Origin of the sequence: Pseudomonas asiatica, from assembly GCF_040214835.1 — a bacterium.
Lineage (GTDB): Bacteria > Pseudomonadota > Gammaproteobacteria > Pseudomonadales > Pseudomonadaceae > Aquipseudomonas > Aquipseudomonas putida_Z.
Genome location: NZ_CP157874.1, coordinates 4,464,488 through 4,481,051, shown reverse-complemented (window position 1 = coordinate 4,481,051; position 16,564 = coordinate 4,464,488). Strand labels below are relative to the sequence as shown.

Annotated in this window: 12 protein-coding genes and 2 tRNA genes; 7 read left to right on the top strand and 7 right to left on the bottom strand. The window is 63.3% G+C overall.

The genetic code is table 11. The features are described 5' to 3' along the window. Positions 1-35: 35 nt before the first annotated feature. The 3 genes from ABNP31_RS20010 to ABNP31_RS20000 are packed head-to-tail and all read left to right on the top strand — an operon-like array spanning position 36 to position 3,347. Positions 36-881, top strand: coding sequence for a DUF6502 family protein (locus tag ABNP31_RS20010; protein WP_025340275.1), 846 nt, complete (start codon positions 36-38; stop codon positions 879-881). Next, on the top strand, positions 878-2,542 hold the full coding sequence (locus ABNP31_RS20005; RefSeq protein ID WP_085665250.1) for a DUF5666 domain-containing protein: 1,665 nt from the start codon (positions 878-880) through the stop codon (positions 2,540-2,542). The genes ABNP31_RS20010 and ABNP31_RS20005 overlap by 4 nt, the downstream gene beginning before the upstream one ends. Before the next feature lie 55 nt (positions 2,543-2,597). After that, on the top strand, positions 2,598-3,347 hold the full coding sequence (locus ABNP31_RS20000; protein ID WP_024087593.1) for a hypothetical protein: 750 nt from the start codon (positions 2,598-2,600) through the stop codon (positions 3,345-3,347). A gap of 99 nt (positions 3,348-3,446) precedes the next feature. On the opposite strand, the gene rimO is transcribed toward ABNP31_RS20000, so the two are convergent. After that, the gene (rimO, locus tag ABNP31_RS19995) at positions 3,447-4,778 is read right to left on the bottom strand and encodes a 30S ribosomal protein S12 methylthiotransferase RimO (protein ID WP_013973825.1); all 1,332 of its coding nucleotides are present in this window, start codon (positions 4,776-4,778) and stop codon (positions 3,447-3,449) included. Positions 4,779-5,088: 310 nt separating this feature from the next. Between rimO and ABNP31_RS19990 the strand changes: the two genes are divergently transcribed. From ABNP31_RS19990 to ABNP31_RS19980, 3 genes are all read left to right on the top strand, one after another. Further along, complete coding sequence (locus ABNP31_RS19990; protein ID WP_075046069.1) at positions 5,089-5,343, top strand: type II toxin-antitoxin system RelE family toxin; 255 nt, start codon at positions 5,089-5,091, stop codon at positions 5,341-5,343. Then, positions 5,327-5,653 carry a helix-turn-helix transcriptional regulator gene (locus ABNP31_RS19985; RefSeq protein WP_085590701.1) on the top strand — a complete coding sequence of 109 codons (327 nt, stop codon included), beginning with the start codon at positions 5,327-5,329 and terminating at the stop codon, positions 5,651-5,653. The genes ABNP31_RS19990 and ABNP31_RS19985 overlap by 17 nt, the downstream gene beginning before the upstream one ends. Before the next feature lie 150 nt (positions 5,654-5,803). Beyond that, positions 5,804-7,714 (top strand): potassium transporter Kup, encoded by a 1,911-nt coding sequence (locus ABNP31_RS19980; protein ID WP_238066832.1) that lies wholly within the window; start codon positions 5,804-5,806, stop codon positions 7,712-7,714. A gap of 113 nt (positions 7,715-7,827) precedes the next feature. Here the strand turns inward: ABNP31_RS19980 and ABNP31_RS19975 are convergent, their stop codons facing one another. The 4 genes from ABNP31_RS19975 to ABNP31_RS19960 all read right to left on the bottom strand — a co-directional run bounded on the left by ABNP31_RS19975 (position 7,828) and on the right by ABNP31_RS19960 (position 12,310). Further along, positions 7,828-9,120, bottom strand: a complete 1,293-nt coding sequence (locus ABNP31_RS19975) for a virulence factor family protein (RefSeq protein WP_085665252.1) — start codon at positions 9,118-9,120, stop codon at positions 7,828-7,830. Next, on the bottom strand, positions 9,120-11,762 hold the full coding sequence (gene mprF, locus ABNP31_RS19970; RefSeq protein ID WP_085665253.1) for a bifunctional lysylphosphatidylglycerol flippase/synthetase MprF: 2,643 nt from the start codon (positions 11,760-11,762) through the stop codon (positions 9,120-9,122). Before mprF ends, ABNP31_RS19975 begins: the two co-directional genes overlap by 1 nt. 260 nt (positions 11,763-12,022) lie before the next feature. Continuing rightward, a tRNA-Met gene (locus tag ABNP31_RS19965) sits at positions 12,023-12,099 on the bottom strand. A 134-nt stretch (positions 12,100-12,233) separates the two neighbouring features. Next, positions 12,234-12,310, bottom strand: a tRNA-Met gene (locus ABNP31_RS19960). Positions 12,311-12,530: 220 nt separating this feature from the next. Here ABNP31_RS19960 and dinB point away from each other — a divergent pair. Beyond that, positions 12,531-13,589: a DNA polymerase IV gene (gene dinB, locus ABNP31_RS19955; RefSeq protein WP_170978906.1), complete on the top strand. Its 1,059-nt coding sequence runs from the start codon at positions 12,531-12,533 to the stop codon at positions 13,587-13,589. Between the two features lie 160 nt (positions 13,590-13,749). Here the strand turns inward: dinB and ABNP31_RS19950 are convergent, their stop codons facing one another. Then, on the bottom strand, positions 13,750-14,703 hold the full coding sequence (locus tag ABNP31_RS19950; protein ID WP_023661807.1) for a hypothetical protein: 954 nt from the start codon (positions 14,701-14,703) through the stop codon (positions 13,750-13,752). A 20-nt stretch (positions 14,704-14,723) separates the two neighbouring features. Next, the gene (locus tag ABNP31_RS19945; protein ID WP_003257369.1) at positions 14,724-16,439 is read right to left on the bottom strand and encodes a proline--tRNA ligase; all 1,716 of its coding nucleotides are present in this window, start codon (positions 16,437-16,439) and stop codon (positions 14,724-14,726) included. Positions 16,440-16,564 lie beyond the last annotated feature (125 nt).

Sequence of the window (16,564 nt, the reverse complement as noted above, 5' to 3'; positions counted from 1 at the left end):
CGTATACTGGGTTCATCTGTCAAGGAATGCGCTCAATGCAATCGCCTACCATCCCCCCTTCGATGTTAAGCGCACTGCGGCGTGTCATGCGTCCTCTGGTGCGCCTGATGCTGCGCAAAGGGGTCACCTACACGATGTTCGCCGACCTGCTCAAGGAAGTGTTCGTCGACGTGGCCCATCGCGAGTTTCGCCTGGACGGTACAGCGCCGACCGACAGCCGCATCAGCTTGCTCACGGGCGTGCATCGCAAGGATGTCCGGCGTTTGCGCAGCGAGGGGGGCGTATCGCTCGCCGCGCTGCCGGGAAACATCACGTTAGGTGCACAGTTGGTCAATATGTGGACCACTGGCAAGCCGTTCTGCTCGGCGCCTGGCCAGGCGCTGCCGTTGCCGCGCCTGGCGAGCGTTGGCGGCGATTGTTCCTTCGATGCGCTGGTGGCGAAGATCAGCACCGACATCCGCGGGCGGGTGGTGCTGGATGAGTGGTTGCGCCTGGGTATCGTCCGGCTCGACGACCAGGACTGTGTTCACCTGGAGGCCCAGGCATTCGTGCCGCAGAAGGGCTTCGACGAAAAGGCCGCGTACTTTGGCCACAACCTGCATGACCATGCCTGCGCAGCAGTGCACAACCTGAGTGGGGACGGCCAGCCGTTCTTTGAACGCAGCGTGCACTACGACGCCTTGAGCCCGGCCAGCGTCGACCATCTGCGTGCGGCGGTGGACAAGGACGGCATGCAGATGCTGCTTGCCTTCAGTCGGCTCGCATCAGACCTGGAAGATGCCGATGTGCCCAGCGCCGAGCAACGTCAGCGCATCACGGTAGGGCTTTATTTCTACACTGAAACTACCGACCCCGATTTGTCGAAGACACCAGACCCATGACTTCCCTCGCGCGCTGCCTCAGTGTCGTCACACTGGTCCTGGGTTTCGGGCTGAACCTGGTGGCGCCTGCCGAGGTGGCCGCAGCACCGGTATGTGTCAGCCGTGACGAAGTGGGTATGGCGGGGGCGGCGGGCTTGCAGTTTCCGGGCGGTATTGGTGGTACCGGGGCCAGGACGGGCGGGGTCGGTGGTACCGGTGTACGCAGCGAAAACGGCGGAGTGGGTGGCACCGGTGCACCGCTGCCGCAGCGTCCCGGCGGTACGGGCGGGACCGGTGCGGTGGCCGACGGTGTGGACGGCACCTTCATCGATCACGGCGGGGTAGGCGGTACCGGCGCACCGATCCTGCGCCCGGGCGGTACCGGTGGCACGGGCATCGTCGGCACCATCACCGGGTTTGCCTCGATCTGCGTCAATGGCCTGGAAGTGCACTTTGGCAAGGACGTGCCGGTGAGTGAAAACGGTGCGCCTGCCAGTAGCGCTCACCTGGCAATCGGCCAGGTTGTCGCGGTGGAGGCATTTGCCGGCAAACGCGGCCTGCAAGCAGGGCGCATCTCGATCCTCAACGTTTACGAAGGGCCGCTGACGGCACTGCCCAATGCTTCGGCCCCCCTGCGGGTCATGGGCCAACCTGTGCGGCTTGCTGCAGGGGCGCGGGTGGCTGAAGGGCTGCGCCCGGGCGAGCCGGTCAGGGTCAGTGGCCTGCGCGATGCCAGGGGCGAAGTGGTAGCCAGCCGTATCGAGCGTGCGCCGGGGCTCAGGGAAGCCAGTGCCATCGGTGCGGTTGACCGTGCCGGCAGCCTCCAGGGGCTGAAGCTGGGAACCCGTGTGGCACCTGCGCGGGAAGTGCTGGTACGTGGGCAGTGGACCGGACGGCAGCTGGAAGTGGCGCAAACCCGCCCAGACCCGAGCCTGCCTTTCGCTGGCCGTGTGCAGACGGCGGTGATCGAGGGGCTGGTACAGCGCAGCCACGCTCAACAACTGGTGGTGGCAGGCATCAAGGTGACGCTGGGGCAGGGCACCGTGATCGTCGGCAAGCAGCCCGCGGCGTTGGCGCTCGATCAACGTGTGCGGGTGAGCGGGGTGTTCAATGGCAGGCACGAGCTGCGGGCAACCCGCGTGGAGTTCGATGACGACCGTGCTGACAACCCGGACAGAGGGCATTCGGGGCGTGGCAGCGAGCACGGCACCCGTGACGCTGAAGGTTCCAGCAATAGCGGGCATGGCGGACGCGATGCGACCAGTGATCGCATTGAAAGCAGCGATGACCACAGCGGGCGCGGCGGTGTTGACGATTCCAGTGGGCGGGACAGTACTGAAAGCGTGGACAAGTCCGGAAAGTCGGAACATGTCGACACCGTGGAGCAACCCGAGAGCAGCAATAGTGGCAGCTCTGACCGGGTAGAGAAGGTCGAGCTTGAAAAGGTGGAAAAGATTGAAAAAGCAGAGAAGGTTGAAAAGGTAGAGAAAGTAGAAAAAGTCGAGAAGATCGAGAAAGCCGAGAAGCCCGAAAAGGTCGAGAAGATCGAAAAGCCTGAGAAAGTCGAGAAGGTAGAAAAAGTAGAGAAGGTCGAGAAAGTAGAGAAGGTTGAAAAGGTCGAAAGGCCCGAGACAGTAGAGAAAGTCGAAAAAGTGGAGCATCCAGAGCGATCCGGGCATTAGGCAACTAGGCTGGGTAAGTGCTATCACCCCTCCCGTCCGGGATACCGAGGTGCAGATGAGACCCACGCTCCCTCTTTTCGCCTGCTTGCTGTCATGCGCCAGCGCGTCGGTGCTGGGCGATACCTTCAGCGCCGCCATAGGCATGGACTATTCAAGTGGCGACTATGGCACGGGTACAACCTCGGAAATCTGGTACGTCCCCGTGGTCGGCAAGTATGAAACCGGCCCAATGACCTACAAGGTCACCGTGCCCTGGCTGCGCATCACCAACCCTGAAGTGGGCCCGAATGGTGACCCCTTGCCCGGTGGCTGCCGGGATGTGGAAAGCGGGCTGGGGGACACGGTTGCCAGCGCCGGTTACGCCCTGCTCGATGGCAGTGACGGCGGCCTGATGCTGGACCTGATCGGCAAGGTCAAATTCCCCACTGCCGATGAAGACCAGTGCCTGGGCACCGGTGAATACGACTACACCGGCCAGGTCGACATCGCCAAGGCCTTTGGCCCGGTGACCGGCTTCGCGACCCTGGGCTGGAAGAAGTTCGGCGACCCGCCCGACAGCGATTTCGACGACCCGATATTTGCCAGTCTCGGCTTCGCCATGCCCGTGGCTGCAGGCACTTCCGCGGGCGCTTCCTACGACTGGCGGCAGAAGGTCGTCTCGACGGGCGCGCAGATCAAGGAACTTACCCTGTTCCTGACACACAAGCTCAACCAGCAGTGGAAAGTGCAACTCTATGCAGTCAAAGGCTTCTCGGATGCCAGCCCGGATGCAGAGGGCGGCCTGATGCTTTTTCACGCGTTCTGACGAAAAAGCCCCAGACCCGGTAATGCCTGTCAGATAGCGTCAATGGGCCGCGAAGCGGCCCCAAATTACATAACTGCCAGGCATTATGTTCCAGCGCGATTAAATGGGTTCAGCCCACATGTCGTATTCGTCGGCATCCACCACGCGGCAACGCACCTTGTCACCCGGCTTGAAGCCGTGGTCGCCATCGATGAACACGCTGCCGTCGATTTCCGGGGCATCGAAGAAGCTGCGGCCAACCGAACCTTGCTCTTCCACTTCATCGATCAGCACGTCGATTTCCTTGCCGATGCGCAGTTGCAGGCGGGCGGCGCTGATGGCCTGCTGATGGGCCATGAAGCGGTCCCAGCGGTCCTGCTTGACGTCGTCCGGCACTTCTTCCAGGCCCAGGTCGTTGGCCGGGGCGCCTTCCACCGGCGAGTACTGGAAGCAGCCCACGCGGTCCAGCTGGGCTTCGGTCAGCCAGTCCAGCAGGTACTGGAAGTCTTCCTCGGTCTCGCCCGGGAAGCCGACGATGAAGGTGGAGCGAATCACCAGCTCCGGGCACTGCTCGCGCCAGTTCTTGATACGTGCCAGGGTGCGGTCTTCGAAGGCCGGGCGCTTCATGGCCTTGAGCACTTTCGGGCTGGCGTGCTGGAACGGGATGTCCAGGTACGGCAGGATCTTGCCGGCGGCCATCAGCGGGATCACGTCGTCGACGTTCGGGTAAGGGTACACGTAGTGCAGGCGTACCCAGGCACCCAGGCTGCTCAGGGCTTCGCACAGCTCGAGCATGCGGGTCTTGACCGGGCGGCCGTTCCAGAAGTCGGTCTTGTACTTGACGTCGACGCCGTAGGCGCTGGTGTCCTGGGAAATCACCAGGATCTCCTTGACCCCGGCCTTGACCAGGCGCTCGGCCTCGCTCAGCACTTCGCCGACCGGGCGGCTGACCAGCTTGCCGCGCATCGACGGGATGATGCAGAAGCTGCAGCTGTGGTTGCAGCCTTCGGAAATCTTCAGGTACGCATAGTGGCGCGGGGTCAGCTTGACGCCCTGCGGCGGTACCAGGTCGATCAGCGGGTTGTGGTCCTGGCGTGGCGGCACTACTTCGTGCACGGCGTTGACCACCTGCTCGTACTGCTGCGGGCCGGTGACCGACAGCACGCTCGGGTGCACGTCACGGATGCTGCCTTCCTCGACACCCATGCAGCCAGTGACGATGACCTTGCCGTTTTCCTTGATCGCTTCGCCGATCACTTCCAGCGACTCGGCCTTGGCGCTGTCGATGAAGCCGCAGGTGTTGACCACCACCACGTCGGCGTCCTCGTAGGTGGGCACGACTTCATAGCCCTCCATGCGCAGCTGGGTCAGGATGCGCTCGGAATCGACCAGGGCTTTTGGGCAACCCAGGCTTACGAAACCTACCTTGGGGGTGGCGGGCGTGGTGGACATGACTAACCTCGGTATTGAATGCAGGTCGCCCGACCGGAATCGGGGGCGATCTTGACGGGCGCTTTTGGCGCCTCTGATCAAAAAGTGCGCAATTCTAGCGAGCGCAGGGTCGCTTGACCAGCAGAAATGCGACGAACGCTGCGCTATGCCAGCCAACCATAAGTTGCTTGCTCGGCAAAACCTCGAAACACAGCCTGGCAATTGTTCCCCTTGAATCAATAGACCCCGCCCGTCACCCTCGTCTGCGCCGATGAAACCTTTTCTTGAACTTATTCGATTCTTATAGTTTTCTTATAAGACTGGCGTGGAAATGAATACGATCAACTGGTCACGCAAAGCTGTGAAGCAACTCAGGAAAATCGACAGGATTGATCAGTCAAAGGTCTACGATGCTGTTCAGGCATTGATGCACATGCCGCACGTTCAAAACATCAGGGCGCTGGTCAATCACCATTATGGTTACCGTCTCAGGGTGGGTAACTACCGGATACTTTTCGACTGGGACGGTAGCGTCAAAATTGTCAGCATCGAGGAGGTCAAGAAGCGCGATGAACACACCTACTAACGTACAGATCATCAATGATGCTGACGGGCGTCCTGCCTTCGTCGTGCTGCCGTATGCCGATTATATCGCCAGCCATCCGCAACCGGACCTGGTACCCAATGAAGTCGTTGGCTATATGGTGAAGGACGGTATGACCGCCATTGCTGCCTGGCGCAGGCATCTGGACCTGACTCAGGCTGAAGTTGCCCAGCGCCTGGGCGTCTCGCAGTCGGCGTATGCCCAGCAGGAAGCTGCCGAGCGCCCACGCAAGGCCACTCGCGAAAAGATTGCTGCAGCGTTGGGCATACCCATGCAGTCTCTGGACCTTTAGTTGTAACCGCCAGGTGACCCGCCAGAGGCGCACCAGCAGAAAATCCACGAACGCTGCGCTATGCTTCGGGCCATTGCGTCAGGGGTACCAAGCTTCCGGGCGCAGGTGGGAATTCTACTGGCCTTGCAAGGCCGTCTGCGGGAGTGGTCGATGGTTCAGGCAAGCAGTCACGCCGAGGGCGGGCACGAGGGGAAGCAGGGCGCGACGCGGTCGTTGAGCCTGCTCGTGGCGGCGGTCGGGGTGGTTTATGGAGATATTGGTACCAGCCCGTTGTATACCCTCAAGGAAGTCTTCAGCGGAGGGTACGGAGTGCCGGTCAACCATGACGGCGTGCTGGGGATCCTGTCGCTGATCCTGTGGTCGCTGCTGTGGGTGGTGTCGTTCAAGTACGTGATGTTCATCCTGCGCGCCGACAACCAGGGCGAGGGTGGCACCATGGCACTGACTGCACTGGCGCGGCGGGCCACGGCGGCCTACCCGAGGTTGCGTACGCTGATGGTGGTGTGCGGGTTGATCGGCGCTTCGCTGTTCTATGGCGACAGCATGATCACCCCGGCGGTATCGGTACTGTCGGCGGTGGAGGGCATGGGGCTGGCCTTCGAAGGCATCGATCACTGGGTGGTGCCGATTTCGCTGGTGGTGCTGGTGGCGCTGTTCCTGGTGCAGAAGCACGGCACCGAGAAGATCGGCAAGCTGTTCGGCCCGATCATGGTCACCTGGTTCGTGGCGCTGGGCGCGCTGGGAGTGCATGGCATCTCGCAGAGCCCCGAAGTGCTCAAGGCATTCAACCCGGCCTGGGCGGTGAACTTCTTCGTGGTTCACCCCGGCATGGGCGTGGCCATCCTCGGCGCGGTGGTGCTGGCGCTGACCGGTGCCGAGGCGCTGTACGCCGACATGGGCCACTTTGGGCGCAAGCCGATCGCCCGCGCCTGGTTCGTCCTGGTGCTGCCGGCGCTGGTGCTCAACTACTTTGGCCAGGGCGCGATACTGCTGCAGAACCCTGAGGCGGCACGTAACCCCTTCTACCTGCTGGCGCCGGGCTGGGCACTGCTGCCGCTGGTCGGGTTGGCCACCATGGCCACGGTGATCGCCTCGCAGGCGGTGATCTCGGGGGCCTTCTCCCTGACCCGCCAGGCCATCCAGCTGGGCTACATTCCACGCATGCAGATCCAGCACACCTCCAGCGACGAGCAGGGGCAGATCTACATCGGTGCGGTGAACTGGGCGCTGATGGTTGGCGTGGTGCTGCTGGTGATCGGCTTCGGGTCGTCCGGCGCCCTGGCGGCGGCCTACGGCGTGGCGGTGACCGGTACCATGCTGATGACCACCCTCCTGGTCTCGGCGGTGATGTTGCTGCTGTGGAAGTGGCCACCGGTGGTGGCGGTGCCGATCCTGCTGGGTTTCCTGTTTGTGGATGGGCTGTTCTTTGCCGCCAACGTGCCGAAGATCATCCAGGGCGGGGCATTCCCGGTCCTGGCCGGCGCTGTGCTGTTCCTGTTGATGAGCACCTGGAAGCGCGGCAAGCAGATCCTGATGGAGCGTATCGACGAAGGCGCGCTGCCGCTGCAGCTGTTCATCAGCAGTATCCGCATTCAGCCGCCGCACCGGGTCGAAGGCACGGCGGTGTTTCTCACGGCACGCTCCGATGCGGTACCCCATGCGCTGTTGCACAACATGCTGCATAACCAGGTGCTGCACAGCCAGGTGGTGCTGCTGACGGTGGTCAGCGAGGATCGGCCACGGGTGCCGGAGCAGGAGCGCTTTGAGGTGGAGGCCTATGGCGACGGGTTCTTCCGCGTGTTGCTGCACTTCGGCTTCATGGACGAACCGGACGTGCCGGCGGCGTTGAAGCTGTGCCACCTGGAAGACCTGGATTTCAGCCCGATGCGCACCACCTTCTTCCTCAGCCGCGAGACCGTGATCGCCTCACGGCTGGAGGGAATGTCGCGCTGGCGGGGCAACCTGTTCGCGTTCCTGCTGAAGAATGCCAACGGCAACTTGCGCTTCTTCAACCTGCCGCTGAACCGGGTAATCGAGCTGGGGACCCAGGTCGAGATCTGAGGTGCAACACAGATTTCAAGGCAGTACCCGCTCCCACATGGACCGCATAGCTTTCAAAGCTTGCGCTGTACCTGTGGGAGCGGGTTTACCCGCGAATGGGCCGCAAGGTCTTATCAGTTCTGCTCAGCCACGCTGGACTTGCCCTGGCGCGTCTCGATCTCGCCGATCAAGCGCTTGGCCAGTGCCGGGTAGTTTTCGTCGAAGTGGTGCCCCCCCGGCAGCTTCAGGCGTTCACCCACCGCAGTCTTGTCGGTGCAACCGCTCTCGTCGGTTTCTTCCACACCATACACGCACACCACCTTGGAGGCCGGCAGCCTGGCCATTTCCGGCCCGGTTGGCGCTTCCTGGCCTTCCTTGCCCAGCCAGCCCTCGACTTCGATCTCGAAGCTGCCGCTGCGGGCAAAGGCCAGCAGCATCACCGCGTCGATTCGCTGCTGATCCTCGGCCGGCAGGCGGTTGTAGATCGCCGGCAGCACGTCGGCACCGAACGAATAACCGGTCAGCACGAAGCGCTTGGTGCCCCATTTCTGCCGGTAGTGCTGCATCAGCTCGGACAGGTCGGCGGCGCTTTGTTCCGGGGTCTTGTGCTGCCAGTAGTAGCGCAGCGTGTCGATGCCGACCACCGGGTAGCCAAGCTTGGCCATTTCCCCGGCCACGTCGCGGTCCAGGTCCCGCCAGCCGCCATCACCGGAAAGGAACAGGGTGACCGTGTCGGTGGTCTGCCCGGCTGGCACCTCGACCACCGGGATGGCCAGGGCGTTGCCGTCGTGGCCGACCAGGGCCTGGGTCAGCTGGGCCTTGAGCACTTGTGGCAGGTGAATGTCGTAGTCGCTGATGCTGGTTTCGGCATTGGCCTGGTCGCGCACGAAGGCGGCGCTGGCGTCATCCGGGTTGTCGTTCCAGGCGACATTCCAGTGGCCGTGGGCGGCCGACTTCGGCAGCGCTGCCTGGCAGCCGGGCTGTTCCAGGCTGAAGTCCACGGAAATCGCCCGCGCCTTGTCGTTGTTCTGGCTGGCCAGCCAGCGCCACGCCTGAGAGGCGCCAGGGCCGATACCGGCGACCAGGGTCGGTTTCTCCGGCAGCTGGCCCATGGCCTGGTCCAAGGCCTGTTGCTGCTTGTTGCAGTCGTTGGGCGGCAGGATCACCTGCACCAGTTGCGCTTCGCCAGCCTGGGCCAGGTCCAGCAGCTGCCTGTCGGTCAGCGCCTGGTCCTGGGGTACACCGATGGCCACTCGGGCCTTGGGGTGCACGCCTGGGGTCACACGGGTGATGCGGGTGTCATTGATGCTCAGTTGTTCCAGGCGTGCCTCGGGGGCCGGGCGGGTCCATAGCCAGAACGCCAGCGCGCCTCCCAGGGCGGCCAACAGCAGGGGAACCAGCAGGTACAGCCAAAAGCGTCGGGTCATCAACGTTTCACCAATCCAGTCAGGCCGCCTGCGATCAGGGCGGCGGTGTCGGCCAGTGCCACCAGCGGGTCGAGCCCGGCCGGCACGGCCATGTAGCGGGGTTCCCAGTCCGGTTGGAACTTGTCCTTGAAGCGTCGAAGCCCCTGGAAGTTGTACAGCTGCTCGCCACGGCGGAACACCATCGAGCCCAGGCGCTGGGTCAAGGGCGCGCCACGCCGCGGCTGCAGGCCGGAAAGCGGCACCATGCCCAGGCTGAAGCGGGCGTAGTCATGGCTTTTGTAGTGCAGGATCAGGCCGATCATCATGAATTCCATGGTCAGCTTCGGGGCCTCGGGGTGCGCACGCATAAGGTCGAGGCTGGCCAGTTCGTTGCCATGGGTTTCCAGCAGGTTGGCGAAAGCCACCGGGCGGCCCTGGAAGCGGATCAGGGCAATGCGAAAATGCTGCAGGTATTCAGGGCTGAAGCGCCCCAGCGAGAAGCCTTTCTCGCGCACGTTCTTGCTGCCAAGCCAGGCGTCGGAAATTTCCTTCAGCTCTGCCAGCGGGGCATGCCCGGGTTCGTGGATTTCCAGGCTCAGGCCGTCACGGCCGCCACGGTTCCAGGTGTAGCGCAGGTCCTTCATCTCCTTGCCCTTGGCTTCGAGGTCGAAGCGGCGCAAGTCGACCCGGGCTTCTTCGCCCAGCTTCAGCGCGGTCAGGCCGATGTCCATGTAGAACGGCAGGTTCTCGGCGCGCACCTGATAGAACACCGGGCGGGCATGGTGCAGGTCGCACAGGTCGCGGAATTGCCAGATCATTTCGGCGCGCTCCTGGGCCGGGCCGATCGGGTCGTACAGGGCCACCAGGCTGCGGCCGCGACGGGCGTACATGAGGAAGGCGTTGTCGCGAGGGTGGAACAGCAGCGCCTTGTCGCCGGTCAGGGCCAGGCCGCCATCGGGCTGGTCGGAGGCCAGCAGAATGCGGTTGGCACGCAGCAGCTCTTCTTCGTCAGGCAGGTGGATCACCGGTGGTGCGGTGCGCAGCAGCCAGGTCAGGGCCACGGCCGCCAGCAGCACTGCGCTGCCCATGGCGGCGCGCAGGCCACGCGGGGCATCGGCATCGAGGGTGAACTGCCACCACAGCTGATGGCTGTAGGGCACATCCTGGTAGGCGAACAGCAACAACCACACCGATGCGCCGACCACACAGGCGCTGGCCACCAGAAACACCGGCGAGAACGGCAACTCGAGCAAACGGCTTGGACGGTAGAAGGAACGGCGGAACAAGGCGAGCAGGGCGGCAGTGAGGGTCAGCAGGCAGGCCTCTTCCCAATCGAAGCCCTTGAGCAGCGACAGCAGGGCGCCGACCAGCAACAGCACGGTGGTCAGCAGCCAGGCGGCGGACAGGCGCCGGCGCAGGCCCTGGGCCAGCAGCAGGCACAGCACGCCGATCAGGCTGGCGCCGAAGTGCGAGGCGTCGATCAGGCGGTGCGGAACCAGGAAACCCATGTGCTCCAGGCGGGTGTCGATCTCGGGCGTGGCCCCGGAGAACAGCAGCACCACCCCGGACAGGAACACCAGGATCGACAGGATCGGCGCGGCCAGCCCGGAAGCGGCCTTGATAGCCTGTTGCGCGAACAGCAGGCGCCGGGCCTCGTTGGCCAGCAGCAGCACGCAGGCCAGCAGCAGCGGCAGCACCACGTAGATCAGCCGATACAGCAGCAGGGCCGCTGCCAGCGGCGCGGCGCCGAGTTGGTCGGCAAAAGCTGCCAGCAGGATCGCTTCGAATACCCCGACGCCGCCCGGTACGTGGCTGAGCACACCTGCGGCCAAGGCCAGCAGGTACACCAGCACAAAGGCACCGAACGGCGGTGCTTCGGGCAGCAGCAGATACAGCACGGTGGCGGCAGCGGCGACATCCAGTGCGGTGATCAGCAATTGCAGGGCTGCCAGGCGTGCGCCAGGCAGGCGCAGTGTGCGGCGGCCCAGTTGTACCAGCAGGCTGTTGGCCAGTGGTTGCTCAGCCAGGCGACGGCGGTACAAGCCGAACACCAGCACGCTGCATACCAGCAGCACGGCTATTGCGACACCCGCCAGCAAGCCAGGCGCCAAACCCAGTGCGGCAGACGCCGCCGGCAGGTCGCTCAAGGTCGCCAAGGCGGCCAGGGGCGGCAGCGCGCAGCCCAGTGACAGGCTGGCAAAAACGGTCATCCGTGCAACTTCACCTGCGCCAACCCCCTGGCGTGCATACAGGCGGTAGCGCACCGAACCGCCCGAAAGCATCGACAGGCCGATGGCGTTGCCGATGGCAAAGGCGCTGAAACCGCCCAGCGCCAGGCTGCTCGCCGGCAGCTTCACGCCGGCATAGCGGCTGGCAGACCACTCGTAGCCCAGCAGGACAACGAAACCGAGCACGGTAGCCAGCAAGGCGCCAAGTAACGACTGGGGCGGGACGCTGAGCATGGCATCGTGCAAGGCATAGATGTCCAATTCGCTCAACAGGTGGCGGCAGGCGATCAAGGCCATGGTGAACAACACCAGGGTCACTACCAGGCCGATGGGCTGGCGGTAGCGGCTCAAGCGTTCGAGCAAGGGCAGGCGTTGCACCGCGCCGGGTAGCGCCGAGGCAAGCGGCACCGGGGGTTCGGGGTTGTGCGAAGTCATGGATTGCCCCGGGCTTGCAGCGCGAGGTGAGGGAAAGGTGTGGCCAAGTGAGAGTCCCTTAGGAAAACGTATCCAATGTTACTCCGGCCTCAAGCGCTTTCAGCGGCCTGGCAGGGTTAAAGATAGTTCATCCTGGGCACGACCTCTCAAGCCTGCGGGTTGGCTGGAGGGCGGGGGAATTGGGGGCGACGAAAAGCAGGAGGGGAAAAGCAACAAACCCCGCGCTGCTGTTACACAGGCGGGGTTTGTTCTGACGAATATGGTTGCGGGAGCCGGATTTGAACCGACGACCTTCGGGTTATGAGCCCGACGAGCTACCAGGCTGCTCCATCCCGCGTCAGTGGGGCGCATTCTACAGCTTTCAGAATGGGTGTCAAGCGCTAGTCATTGATTTTTTTGAAATTTCTTTCAACGCATTATTTGACGCAAAAGAAAAAGGCCACTGTGTGAACAGTGGCCTTTTCTCGAATCTGGTTGCGGGAGCCGGATTTGAACCGACGACCTTCGGGTTATGAGCCCGACGAGCTACCAGGCTGCTCCATCCCGCGCCTGTGAGATCGAATTCTACGGATTTACCCGTGGGTGTCAAGCTTTTTTCTGAAAAAACCTTTCCTGTTCAAACTCTTAGCGTTTGAATATAGCGCGCAGCTCAGGCGCGACGGGGCTTTCAGGCCGATTATCGACCAATGCCGGGCACAGGCTGCATGCCTCGAAGGCACATGCGATACTATCTGTATGAATTTACAGTGCTGACGGTCATCCATGTCCTTGCGCAAGATCATCCACGTCGACTGCGATTGCTTTTATGCCGCGATCGAAATGCGTGACGACCCGCGCCTGGCCGGTCGGCCCATGGCGGTGGGGGGCTCGGCCGACCACCGTGGGGTGATCGCCACCTGCAACTATGAAGCGCGTGCCTACGGCGTGCGTTCGGCCATGTCGTCGCGGCACGCCCTGAAGCTGTGCCCGGACCTGCTGATCGTCAAGCCGCGCTTCGAGGCCTACCGTGAGGCCTCGCGGGAAATCCACACGATCTTCCGCGACTACACCGAGTTGATCGAGCCACTGTCGCTGGACGAGGCCTACCTGGATGTGAGCGACAGCCAGTGGTATTCGGGCAGCGCCACGCGCATTGCCGAGGATATCCGCCGGCGCGTCGCCCGCACCCTGCATATCACTGTCTCGGCCGGTGTGGCGCCGAACAAGTTCCTGGCCAAGATCGCCAGTGACTGGCGCAAGCCCAATGGCCTGTTCGTGATTACTCCGGGCGAAGTGGAGGCGTTCGTCGCCGCCCTGCCGGTGGCCAGGCTGCACGGGGTAGGCAAGGTAACGGCAGACAAGCTGGCGCGGTTGGGTATCGAAACCTGCCTGGAATTGCGCGACTGGTCGCGCCTGGCGCTGGTGCGCGAGTTCGGCAGCTTTGGCGAGCGTTTGTGGGGGCTGGCGCGGGGTATCGATGAACGTGCGGTGCACAATGACAGCCGCCGGCAGTCGGTCAGCGTGGAAAACACCTACGACACCGATCTGCCGGACCTGGCCAGTTGCCTGGCACGGCTGCCCGAGCTGCTGGAAAGCCTGAACGAGCGTATCGCCCGAATGGACAGCAGTTACCGACCGGAAAAGCCCTTCGTCAAGGTCAAGTTCCATGACTTCAGCCAGACCACCATGGAACAGGCGGGGGCGGGCAGGGACCTGGAGAGTTATCGACAATTGCTGGGGCAGGCGTTTGCCCGTGGTGGCAAACCGGTGCGCTTGCTGGGGGTAGGCGTGAGGTTGCGCGACTTGCGCGGGGCGCATGAGCAGCTGGAGCTGTTCCCGCCTCAATAAATGGCCCGCCAATTTAACGCGGTCCCTGTAGGAGCGGCCTTGTGTCGCGATGGGCTGCGAAGCAGCCCCGGCAATTCACGCATCAAGGCTGAAATCATGGGGCTGCTTCGCAGCCCATCGCGACACAAGGCCGCTCCTACAAGGTATTGCGTGATGCGGGTTACTGCGCGCCCGGGTCGGCCACCAACCGGCCAGTGGCCTTGGTCAGCGACTGCAGAAACTCCTGCTGTAACTCCGGATCGTTGCGGGTCAGTTCGATCAGGCTCTGTTCCATTTCACTGGCTTCCTCTTCCAGGCCCAGTTCGGACAAGCGCTTGACCCGGTGTACCCATTGGCCGACATCGTCATCTTCGAGGTCATCGAAGATCAGTTCATGGGCTTCGAGCAGCTTGTTGCGCAGGGTGGCGCTGACCAGCAGGCTGGCATCGCCTCGTACCGCGTTGTCCTCGTCCAGCACCTGCAGGTGCAGGGTGCCGATGTGGTTGAGGTTCTGCTCGGAGAACGGGCTGTCGAGCAGGTTCAGGCGCAGCACGCCGTTCCTGTCGGTGGTCAGCTCGTGGGTCATCTTGCCGGCCTTGACCTCGACCAGGCGCTCGCTCCAGGGAACGCTGGTAGATTCCTCGCGCTTGCCTTTCTGCACTTCGCTGATCCCGGCCAGGTTCTGCTGGGCACGGCCGTTGGACGGCACGTTCATGAACGGGTTGAGCCCGTCCACGCCATAGCTGAGCCAGTCGTGGGTGATGCTTTCCGGCAGGTTGCCCAGGGCGAAGACATTGACCACGTTGGCACCCACGCCTGCCACCACGGCCACCGCACCCAGCGGGATCTCGTAGATTTCCCGCCAGGGTTGGTAAGGCGTGTAGCGGTCATAACTGCGCGTGACTTCGAATTCGGTGACTTCGAAGCGCTTCTGCTCATGCACGCGCACACGTCGTTGCGGAAGCTCCATCACCTTCGGCTCGCCGACATCGATCTGCAGGGTGTGCTCGAGCAGTTTGCGCTCGACGCGCTCCTCATGGTCGCTGCGCTGGGACATCTGGTTGGCGCAGCCGCTGACGAGCAGGGCGCCGCACAGTGCGGCGCCCCCCAGGGGAAAGGTACTTCGCTTGAACATGATCACTCGTGCATTGGTTATCAGCGGCGAACGCGGGCCTGCAGGAAGGTCAGCACTTCATCGAGCGGCAACGACTGGGCGTCCTGCTCGGTGCGGTGCTTGTACTCCAGGTTGCCTTCGGCCAGGCCGCGATCGCTGACGACGATGCGGTGCGGGATGCCGATCAGCTCCATGTCGGCAAACTTGATGCCTGGGCTGGTCTTCTTGTCACGGTCGTCCAGCAGCACTTCGTAGCCGGCAGCAGTCAGCTCGGCGTACAGCTTGTCGGTCGCCTCGCGAACTACCTCGGTTTCGTAGCGCAGCGGTACCAGGGCGATTTGGAACGGGGCCAGGGCGTCGTTCCAGATGATGCCCTTGTCGTCGTAGCTCTGCTCGATGGCAGCTGCCACCACGCGGGACACACCGATGCCGTAGCAGCCCATGGACAGGGTTACCGGCTTGCCGTTCTCGCCCAGTACCTGGCACTTCAGCGCCTCGCTGTACTTGGTGCCGAGCTGGAAGATGTGGCCCACTTCGATGCCGCGCTTGATCACCAGGGTACCCTGGCCGTCCGGGCTCGGGTCGCCTTCGACCACGTTACGCAGGTCGGCGACCTGTGGAACCGGCAGGTCGCGCTCCCAGTTCACGCCGAAGTAGTGCTTGTCGTCGATGTTGGCGCCAATGCCGAAGTCGCTCATCAGGGCAACCGAACGGTCAATGACGATTTCCAGCGGCAGGTTCAGCGGGCCGAGCGAGCCGGCGCCGGCACCGATGGCCTCGCGCAGTTCAGCGTCGGTGGCCATGACCAGCGGGTCGGCAACCTGTTCCAGCTTGGCCGCCTTGATTTCGTTGAGCTCATGGTCGCCACGCACGATCAGTGCTACCAGCTTGCCTTCTTCGGCGCCGCGCACGATCAGGGTCTTGACGGTCTTCTCGATCGGCAGGCCGAAGTTTTCCACCAGCTGGGCGATGGTCTTGGCGTTCGGCGTATCGACCAGGCGCAGCTCCTCGGTAGGGGCCGGGCGCACGGTTTCACGCGGGATGGCCTCGGCCTTCTCGATGTTGGCGGCGTAGTCGGAGCTGTCGCTGAAGATCACGTCGTCTTCGCCGGACTCGGCCAGTACGTGGAATTCGTGCGAGTAGCTGCCACCGATGGAGCCGGTGTCGGCCTGCACTGGGCGGAAGTCCAGGCCCAGGCGGGTGAACACGTTGCTGTACGCCTGGTGCATGCGGTCGTAGGTTTCCTGCAGGGAAGCCTGGTCGGCATGGAACGAGTAGGCGTCCTTCATGATGAACTCGCGGCCGCGCATCAGGCCGAAGCGCGGGCGGATCTCGTCACGGAACTTGGTCTGGATCTGGTACATGTTGAGCGGCAGCTGTTTATAGCTGGACAGCTCGTTGCGGGCCAGGTCGGTGATCACTTCTTCGTGGGTCGGGCCGACGCAGAAGTCGCGCTGGTGGCGGTCCTTCAGGCGCAGCAGCTCGGGGCCGTACTGTTCCCAGCGGCCGGATTCCTGCCACAGTTCGGCGGGCTGGATGCTGGGCATCAGCACTTCCAGGGCGCCGGCGGCGTTCATTTCCTCACGCACCACGGCCTCGACCTTGCGCATCACCCGCAAGCCCATCGGCAGCCAGGTGTACAGGCCGGAGGCCAGTTTGCGGATCATGCCGGCACGCAGCATGAGCTGATGGCTGATGACCACTGCGTCGGCAGGGGTTTCTTTCTGGGTGGCGAGCAAATATTGACTGGTGCGCATGGTGAGCCGTGTCGATTGCCTAAGACATTGAAATGACCCCGCATTGTACGGGGGCGAAACGAAGGCGTACAGGATGCCCCAGGGCGTGACGCTTGTCAGCCAAGAAAAAGCCCGGCGTGATCGCC

Coding starts and splice junctions, on each gene's coding strand:
- ABNP31_RS20000 (WP_024087593.1), top strand. CDS start 2,598: ATGAGACCCACGCTCCCTCTTTTCGCCTGCTTGCTGTCATGCGCCAGC.
- rimO (WP_013973825.1), bottom strand. CDS start 4,778: ATGTCCACCACGCCCGCCACCCCCAAGGTAGGTTTCGTAAGCCTGGGT.
- ABNP31_RS19985 (WP_085590701.1), top strand. CDS start 5,327: ATGAACACACCTACTAACGTACAGATCATCAATGATGCTGACGGGCGT.
- ABNP31_RS19950 (WP_023661807.1), bottom strand. CDS start 14,703: ATGTTCAAGCGAAGTACCTTTCCCCTGGGGGGCGCCGCACTGTGCGGC.
- ABNP31_RS19980 (WP_238066832.1), top strand. CDS start 5,804: ATGGTTCAGGCAAGCAGTCACGCCGAGGGCGGGCACGAGGGGAAGCAG.
- ABNP31_RS20010 (WP_025340275.1), top strand. CDS start 36: ATGCAATCGCCTACCATCCCCCCTTCGATGTTAAGCGCACTGCGGCGT.
- mprF (WP_085665253.1), bottom strand. CDS start 11,762: ATGACTTCGCACAACCCCGAACCCCCGGTGCCGCTTGCCTCGGCGCTA.
- ABNP31_RS19945 (WP_003257369.1), bottom strand. CDS start 16,439: ATGCGCACCAGTCAATATTTGCTCGCCACCCAGAAAGAAACCCCTGCC.
- ABNP31_RS19990 (WP_075046069.1), top strand. CDS start 5,089: ATGAATACGATCAACTGGTCACGCAAAGCTGTGAAGCAACTCAGGAAA.
- ABNP31_RS19975 (WP_085665252.1), bottom strand. CDS start 9,120: ATGACCCGACGCTTTTGGCTGTACCTGCTGGTTCCCCTGCTGTTGGCC.
- ABNP31_RS20005 (WP_085665250.1), top strand. CDS start 878: ATGACTTCCCTCGCGCGCTGCCTCAGTGTCGTCACACTGGTCCTGGGT.